The 8045-nt window shown below is 70.0% G+C and carries 8 protein-coding genes; 3 read left to right on the plus strand and 5 right to left on the minus strand.

The genetic code is table 11. The annotated features are described in order from the left end of the window. Positions 1-77: 77 nt before the first annotated feature. Both ON39_RS35550 and ON39_RS35555 read left to right on the plus strand, forming a co-directional pair. Positions 78-1139, plus strand: coding sequence for an amidohydrolase family protein (locus ON39_RS35550; protein WP_051187516.1), 1062 nt, complete (start codon positions 78-80; stop codon positions 1137-1139). A 19-nt stretch (positions 1140-1158) separates the two neighbouring features. Next, the gene (locus ON39_RS35555) at positions 1159-2325 is read left to right on the plus strand and encodes a GDSL-type esterase/lipase family protein (protein WP_040740730.1); all 1167 of its coding nucleotides are present in this window, start codon (positions 1159-1161) and stop codon (positions 2323-2325) included. Between the two features lie 60 nt (positions 2326-2385). Here the strand turns inward: ON39_RS35555 and ON39_RS35560 are convergent, their stop codons facing one another. From ON39_RS35560 to ON39_RS35580, 5 genes are all read right to left on the minus strand, one after another. Then, positions 2386-3096 carry a DUF8020 domain-containing protein gene (locus ON39_RS35560; RefSeq protein WP_040740732.1) on the minus strand — a complete coding sequence of 237 codons (711 nt, stop codon included), beginning with the start codon at positions 3094-3096 and terminating at the stop codon, positions 2386-2388. A 90-nt stretch (positions 3097-3186) separates the two neighbouring features. Then, on the minus strand, positions 3187-4485 hold the full coding sequence (locus tag ON39_RS35565) for a lysine N(6)-hydroxylase/L-ornithine N(5)-oxygenase family protein (protein ID WP_040740733.1): 1299 nt from the start codon (positions 4483-4485) through the stop codon (positions 3187-3189). Next, positions 4482-4730 (minus strand): phosphopantetheine-binding protein, encoded by a 249-nt coding sequence (locus tag ON39_RS35570; protein ID WP_040740739.1) that lies wholly within the window; start codon positions 4728-4730, stop codon positions 4482-4484. The genes ON39_RS35565 and ON39_RS35570 overlap by 4 nt, the downstream gene beginning before the upstream one ends. 28 nt (positions 4731-4758) lie before the next feature. Further along, entirely contained in the window at positions 4759-5406 is a 648-nt protein-coding gene (locus tag ON39_RS35575) for an isochorismatase family protein (RefSeq protein ID WP_040740734.1), read from the minus strand. Positions 5407-5437: 31 nt separating this feature from the next. After that, positions 5438-6235, minus strand: coding sequence for a 2,3-dihydro-2,3-dihydroxybenzoate dehydrogenase (locus ON39_RS35580; RefSeq protein WP_040740735.1), 798 nt, complete (start codon positions 6233-6235; stop codon positions 5438-5440). A 67-nt stretch (positions 6236-6302) separates the two neighbouring features. On the opposite strand from ON39_RS35580, the gene ON39_RS35585 reads away from it, so the two are divergent. Continuing rightward, entirely contained in the window at positions 6303-7949 is a 1647-nt protein-coding gene (locus ON39_RS35585) for a (2,3-dihydroxybenzoyl)adenylate synthase (protein ID WP_040740737.1), read from the plus strand. Positions 7950-8045: the final 96 nt, after the last annotated feature.

Here is an 8045-nt window from a genome sequence, read left to right on the forward strand (position 1 = left end):
GCCTAATGCTCCTAGGCATATTAGCGTAGATACTTGTGAAATCAGCTAACGAGTGCGACAGAGAGGAGGACTCCACCATGACCACGTGGACTCCCTCCCCCACGCGCCCGACCGAGTTCGGCCGGGTCTTCCCGCCGGACGAGAGCTGGCTGGCGCGGCAGCCGAAGGAGGAGATCCTGCGGCCCGAACTGCCGATCATCGACCCGCACCATCACCTCTGGTCCTACCCCGGATTCCGTTATCTGCCAGCGGAATTCGCGGCGGACACGGGCAGCGGGCACCACGTCGTCGGCACGGTGCACGTCGAGTGCATGTCGGCCTACCGCACCGACGGGCCGCCCGAACTGCGCCCGGTGGGCGAGACCGAGTTCGTCGCGGAGCTCGCCGCCACCAACGCCGCGGCCGGCGGCTCAACCGGACTGGCCGCGGGAATCATCGGACGCGCCGACTTCGCGCTCGGCCCCGATGTGGTCGACAACGTCATCGAGCACCACCTCGCGGCGGCTCAGGGTCGGTTCCGGGGCCTCCGGTTCGCGGCGGCCTGGGATGCGAGCGAGCAGATCGCGCTCGGCCATCCCGGCAGCCGCCCGCACATGCTCGCCGAGCCCGCCGTTCGGGAGTGCGCGCGGGTGGTCGCCGACCGAGACCTGACCCTCGACCTCTGGATCCTGGCTCCCCAGCTCACCGACGCCGCCGACTTCGCCGACGCACTCCCCGGCCTGCGGCTGGTGCTCGACCACTGCGGCGCGCCGCTCGGCTTCGGCCCGTACGCGACCGACCGCGCCGAGCACTTCGCCGCCTGGGCGCACGGCATCCGAGAGGTGGCCCGGCGGCCCAACGTCGTCTGCAAGCTGGGCGGCCTCGTCGCCACCGCCGCCGCGTTCGACTATCGCACCGCGCCGACCCCGCCGACCTCGGAAGAACTTGCGGCGCTGTGGCGTCCGTGGTTCGACACCTGCGTCGAGGCGTTCGGCCCGCAACGCTGCATGTTCGAGAGCAACTTCCCCGTCGACAAGATGGGCACCGGCTACGCGACGCTGTGGAACGCCTTCAAACGGCTCGCCGCCGGCGCCGCGGAAGCCGAACTGGCCGCGCTGTTCTCGGATACGGCGCGCCGCACCTACCGGCTGACACTCTGACTCCATCGAGGAACCCACCATGACCACCTGGATCACCACTCCCCTCGAATTCCCGCTCATCCGCGGCGCCGTCGACCTGGAGCGCACCGCGCACGGCGTGCTGCCGCACCGGCTCCCCGAGCAGGCACGCAGGCAGTTCCCCGACGACTACCTGGCGATGGTCGAGGCGCAACCGGCCGGCGTGCGGCTGGCCTTCCGCACGAGCGCGACCGCCATCGAGGTGGACGTGCTGCCGACGCGGACCGTCTACCGGGGCGCGCCGCCCCAGCCCGACGGCGTGTACGTACTGCTGGTCGACGGTCGGCCCGCGGGCCGGGCCACGGTGCCCGGCGGCACCAGGCACGTGGTCGACATGGCCACCCAGTCCAAGGTCATCGAGCACGGATCGCCCGGCACCGTCCGATTGACGGGTTTGACCGCCGACCCGAAGGACATCGAGATCTGGTTGCCGCACACCGAGATCACCGAGTTGATCGCCCTGCGCACCGACGCGCCGGTCGAGCCCGCGCCCTATCGCGGCCGCAAAACGTGGCTGCACCACGGCAGTTCGATCAGCCACGGCGCCAACGCCGACGCCCCGACGGCGACCTGGCCCGCGCTGGCCGCCGCGCGCGGCGGGGTCGAGCTGATCAATCTGAGCCTGCGCGGCAACTGCCTGCTCGATCCGTTCGTCGCGCGCGCCATCCGCGACACCCCCGCGGATCTGATCAGCCTCAAGCTCGGCATCAATGTGGTCAACTCGGATCTGATGCGGCTGCGCGCCTTCGGCCCCGCGGTACACGGCTTCCTCGACACCATCCGCGAGGGACACCCCACCACGCCGCTGCTGGTCGTCTCCCCCATCCTCTGCCCGATCCACGAGGACACGCCCGGCCCCGGCGCCATCGAATTCGCCGATGGCAAGGTGAGTTTCCGCGCCACCGGCGACCCGGCCGAGCGCGCCGCCGGACGACTGACCCTCAATGTCGTGCGCGACGAGCTCGCCCGCATCGTCAAGCAGCGCGCGGCCGACGACGCCGAGCTGCACTACCTCGACGGACGCAGCCTCTACGGCGAGGCCGATTACGCCGAACTCCCCCTGCCCGACAAACTGCACCCCGACACCGCCACCCACCGCCGCATCGGAGAACGCTTCGCGGACTTGGCCTTCGGCGACATCTTCGCGAATGCGCTGTCGCGTCAGTGAATCCGCCGCAAACGGGTCAGGCCCCGCCGAAGCGGGGCCTGACCTGTGCGCGCGACCGGACTACTTGGCCGGCGGGTTGAACGGCTGGTTGATCGTGGTGAAGTACTGGATCGCCGCGCCGATCGCGACCGGGGCGGTGATGAAGATCTGCCCCGCGACCGTGCCGAGGGCGCCCATGGCCGCCGCGCCGCCGAGGCAGCCGGCGATGATGCCGCCGACGAACGGACCGAACAGGCCGACGATGGTGCCGCCGACGATCACGCCGCCCAGCGCGCCGCCGAGGACGCAGCCGACGGCCGCGCCGCCGAGACCGCCGACCAGGGTGGCGATACTGGCGCCGAGGCTGATCGTGCTGGTCATCCGGGACCAGGCGGCCTGCTCACGGTCGTACTCGGACTTCCACGGCGCCTTGTCCTCGAACGGCAGCGCGACCGGCTTGTAGACGGCCTTGTTCATGTCGAGCTGCGGCGTGATGGTCGCGGTGCGGCCGGAGATGTCGGCCGCGAGGGGAAACTCGAAGTCGTCGAGGCGGAACTTCAGCGGGGTGCCGGCGACGGTGGTTCCGTTGGCGGCCTTGATCTTCAGCGCGTCGTCCTCGATCACCAGCGAGCCGGAGTCGATCGAGATGATCGACTGCGAGTCGGTGGACTCGGCGGTGAAATTGATCGGGGCCTCGGCCTCGGCCGCCGGTGCCGCGTTCACGGTGCCCGCGGAGACACCGAGCGCGGCGATCAATAGCGTCGCCGTCGCGGCAAAGTTCCTCATCAACATTCTCAGATCCTTCGTGGGGTGTGGTCGGGATGAAGGCAGCTTAGGTTAGCCAGCCCTAATCTTGTCAATAGCTATGAATTTCCTGGCCCGCTACCGCCCCGCCCGATCGACGGCGCGCGCCCCCGACGCGGAACGCGCGACCGACCGCACGATCTCGCCCGTGCGCACCGCGATATTCGACAGCAGCGACGACGAGAGTCCGTGTGTGTGCTCGGTGCCGCCCTGCAGATAGATGTCACCGGGCAGCGGCGCCGTCGGCACGAGCCGGTAGTCGCGGGTCACCTGGGGTCCTGCGGCCTCGAACGCCACCGACCCGGCCAGCTCGCCGAGCAGGGCGCGGACATCGCCCGGCCGAAAACCGGTGGCGCACACCACCGCATCGCAGACCAGCGTCTCGGTGAGCCCGGTCGGGCCGTGCGTCACGTCGACGCGGACCGCGCCGTCGGCGTCGTCGATGCCGGTGACCGCCGACGCGCCGTGCATGAACAGCCGCCGGTCCCCCGCCACCCGTTCGGCGTACTCGTGCGCGTACAGCTGCTGGATCAGCGCGGGCTCGACCGCCGAGTAGTTGGTGCCGCGGTGGTAGCCGAGCAACCGCTGCCGCAGCTCCGGCGACGAGGCGTAGAAGTCGTCCACCGCGGCCGGGTCGAAGATCCGGTTCGCGTAGGGGCTGTCGTCCGCGGGACTCAAGCCGTACTTGCCGAAAACGGCGTGTACACAAGAGCTTCCGTACGTCTGATGCAGGTGGCCGACCACCTCGCCCGCGCTCTGGCCCGCGCCGATCACCACGAACCTGTTGTGCCGCAACGGCGGCAGTGCGGCGAGCCGGGGCAGCAGCCCGTGGCTGTGGAAGACCCGCTCGGAGGCGGGCACGCCGTCGGGCATGCGGGCCGAAAGCCCCACCGCGACCACGATATTGCGGGCCCGCAGCACGCCGTCGGCGCGGCCGTTCAGCCGGATCTCGAAGCAGTCGTCCGTCGCGGTGACCGAGACCGCCGTGGTGCCGAAGTCCACCCGCGCGTCGACCGTCCTTGCGGCCCAACGCAAGTAGTCCTGGAACTCCAGGCGCGTCGGCCGGAACGTCGATAGGTTGATGAAGTCGGTGAGCCGGTCGTGCTCCTTGAGGTAGTTCAGGAAGCTGTAGCGGCTGCGCACATTGCGCTGCGTGACAAGGTCTTTGAGAAACGAGATCTGCATCGTCGCGCCGGGCAGCAGCATCCCGGGATGCCACTCGAAGCGATCCTTCGCCTCGACGAACCGCGCGCTCAACCGCTGCCCCGGCGCGAGATCCTGATTGTGCTCCTCGATCGCGATGGCCAGCGCCAGGTTCGACGGTCCGAAACCGATCCCGGCGATATCGACGATCTCGTCCGCGGGCCGAGCCGTCATGCCTGGTCCGCGGGCACGAGGACGTCGAGCCAGGCGCTCAGCACCGGCTCGGCGGCCAGGGTCGCGAAGTCGGCCTGCTCGGCGCCGGCGGAGCGCCACTTCTCGACCAGCGACATCAGTCGCACCGAATCCAGGCCCGCGTCGGTCAGATCCGCGTCCTCGGGCACCTCCTCCGGCGCGACACCCAATGCGGCCGCGACATCGGCGATCACGTCCCGGCGGCCGATGGTAACCGGCTGGCTCATATTTCCCTCCGTGTTGCTCAGCAGACCGTCAGGCCGCATTCGTTTTCCGCAGCGCGAAGTCGAGCGCGTCGGTCGTCGTCACCGCGCCGCAGCGGCGGGCGATGTAGTTCATGGCCATCAGGTGCTCGTCGCGGCCGAAGTCGGCGGTCGCGTCCAGCACGACGAACGGCTTGATGTCGTTCATGAACGCGTCGGCCGCGCTGAGCATGCAGCCCATGTGGGCGTACACGCCGGTGACGACGAGCTGGTCGCGGTTGTAGTGATTCAGCAACTCGCGCAGGTCGGTTCGCTGGAACGCCGAGTAGCGCCACTTGGTGACCTGGATGTCGGCCGGGCCGGGGGTCAGGTCGTCGATGATCTCCGCGCTGGGCCCGTTGCTCAGGCCGCTGCCCCAGAAATCGGCGAGAATGCCACGGCGCGAAGGGTGTTGGTCGCCGGGCTGCATGGTGTAGATGACCGGAACGCCCGCCGCGTTGCACTGCTCGCGCAGCCGCCGGATGTTGGCGGTGACGGTCGCGATCGGGTCGAGGTCGGGCTGGTAGGCATCGATGAAGTACCGCTGCATGTCGTGGATGAGCAGCGCGGAGCGCGACGGGTCCAGCGACCACGGCACCTGATTCGCCACGACCTCCTCACGCGCCGGTATGGAATACGGTGCTATCGGCGGGATGGCCAACAGTCTTCTCCTGTTCGGTGATTCGGCAAGGTCAGGCGTCGAACGTCGCGCCGCCGTCGACGCGCAGATCGTGCATGGTGATGTGGCGGGCGCCGGGGGAAGTCAGGAAGTAGATGCTCTCGGCGATGTCCTCGGGCTGCGCCACCCGGCGCAGCGGGATGCCGAGGCGAAAGTTGGCCGGGTCGCCGGCCAGGACGTGATCGCGTGCGGCGGACGACAATTCGGCCGCGTCCTCGGTCCACATCCCGCGCAGCATGGGGGTGTCGGTGGAGCCAGGCGAGACGAGGTTCACCCGGACGCCGGCCGCGGCCACCTCGAGCCCGAGCGCCATGGCGAACGCGGTCGCCGCGGCCTTCGAGGCGCCGTAGGCGGCCATGCCCACGCGCGGCGTGCTCGCGGCGTTCGAGGTGACCACCACGATCGAGCCGCCGCCGTGCGCGGCGAGCAGGGCGGCGGCCCGCCGCGTGACGTTCATCGTGCCGGTCGCGTTCACCGCGAGGCACCGATCCCATTGCGCGCCGGTCAATTCCGCGATCGAGCCGGTCTCCAGGATGCCCGCGGCGTGCACGACGGACTCGATCGGGCCGATCCGGTCGACGGCGGCGGCGAACGCGGCGTCCACGGCGTCGGCGTCGGTCACGTCGACCTGCTCCGCGTGCGTACGGGTCGAGTCGAGCTCGGCGGCGGTGGCGTGGACCGCGGGGTCGTGATCCCACAGCACGAGCGGCACGGCCGACCTGGCCGCGAAGAGCTCGGCGGCCGCGCGGCCGATGCCGCCCGCGGCGCCGGTGATGATCACACCCCCGCCCGTTTTACTCTCCCTAGACATATGCTTAGCCTAACCTTAATTATTCGCAGAAGTAAACCGCAGACGTTTCGGTAGAAGGAGTTCCACAGTGCCGTCCCCCTCCGACCTAACCCCTTGGCCAGCAGCGGAAGCCGAGGCCTACCGCGCGCTGGGGTACTGGACCGGCGAGACCTTCGGTGAACTGCTCACCGCGCGCGCCGCGGCGACGCCGGACGCGATCGCCGTGGTAGACGACCGAAACCGCTGGACCTACGGCGAATTGGAGACCCGCGCCACATCGCTGGCCGCTGGGTTCCTCGAGCACGGCATCCGCCCCGGCGATCGGGTGCTGGTCCAGCTGCCCAATATCGCCGAGTTCGTGGAGATCATCTTCGGGCTGTTCCACGCGGGCGCGCTGCCGGTCTTCTGCCTGCCCGCGCACCGTCAGTCCGAGCTGGTGCCGATCGCGCAGGCCAGCGGCGCGGTGGCGATGGTCACCTGCCACCACCATCAGGCGTTCGATCACGCCGCCCTGGCCGCGACGCTGCGGGACAAGGCCCCCGACCTGCGGCACCTGATCATCGTTGCGGACCGGCCGGGCGCCGAGGTGCCCGAGGGCATGCACGCCCTCGACGAACTGCGTTCCGGGCCAAGGGAACTGCCCACCGTGCGCGCCTCCGACATCGCGTTCCTGCAGCTGTCCGGCGGCAGCACCGGGACGCCGAAACTCATCCCCCGCACGCACGACGACTACCTCTACAGCGTGCGCCGCAGCGCCGAGCTCTGCGGACTCGACAGCGACAGCGTCTATCTCGCGGCGTTGCCGGTGGCGCACAACTTCCCGATGAGCTCGCCGGGAATTCTCGGCGCGCTGTACGCCGGCGGCACGGTGGCGCTGGCCGCCGACCCCACCCCGTCCACCGCGTTCAGCGCGATCGAGCGGTTCTCGGTCACCATCACCGGGCTGGTTCCGCCGCTGGCGCGGCTCTGGGTCGAGCGCGCGGAAGCCGGTGCCACCCAGGATATTTCGAGCCTCCAGGTGCTGCTCGTCGGCGGCGCCCGCTGCCCGGACGAGCTGGCCCGGCGCATCGGCCCCGCCCTGGGCGTGACGCTGCAGCAGGTGTTCGGCATGGCAGAGGGCCTGGTCTGCTACACGCGGCTCGACGACCCGGCGGAGGTGGTGCTCGCCACCCAGGGCCGGCCGATGTCCGAGCATGATCAGGTCGCGGTGGTCGACGAGGACGGCGAGCCCGTCCCGCCGGGCACCGACGGGCTGCTGATTACCAAGGGCCCGTATACGATTCGGGGTTATTACCGTAATCCGGAGGCCAACGCGTCGTCGTTCACCGAGGACGGCTGGTACCGCACCGGCGACGTGGTCAACCTGCGCGCGGACGGCAATCTGGTGGTCAAGGGCAGGCTCGGCGACCGCGTCAACCGCGGCGGCGAAAAGATCTCGGCCGAGGAGATCGAGGCACATCTGCTGGACCATCCGTTGATTCGCGACGCCATCGTCGTCTCGGTGCCCGACGAGCGGCTCGGCGAGCGCAGTTGCGTGTTCGTGCTGGCCGCCGACCCGGCGAGCCCGCCAGCGCTGGCCCAGATCCGGCAGTTCGTGCGGGAGCGCGGCGTGGCGACCTGGAAGATCCCCGACCTGCTCCAGGTCGTCGACAGTTTTCCGGAGACCGGCGTCGGCAAGATCAGCAGGCGTTCTTTGCGCGCCGAGTTGAGCGCGCGGGCCGCGGCCGACTCCTGAGAGCCGGCCGCGGGCGGTCAGCCGCGGCGATCGCCGGCCGGTTGGTCGGCGATCGCGGTGGCCGACCACACCGGGCGCAGCGCGGCGCACAGCAGC

The organism is Nocardia tenerifensis NBRC 101015 (assembly GCF_000308715.1).
Taxonomy (GTDB): Bacteria; Actinomycetota; Actinomycetes; order Mycobacteriales; family Mycobacteriaceae; genus Nocardia; species Nocardia tenerifensis.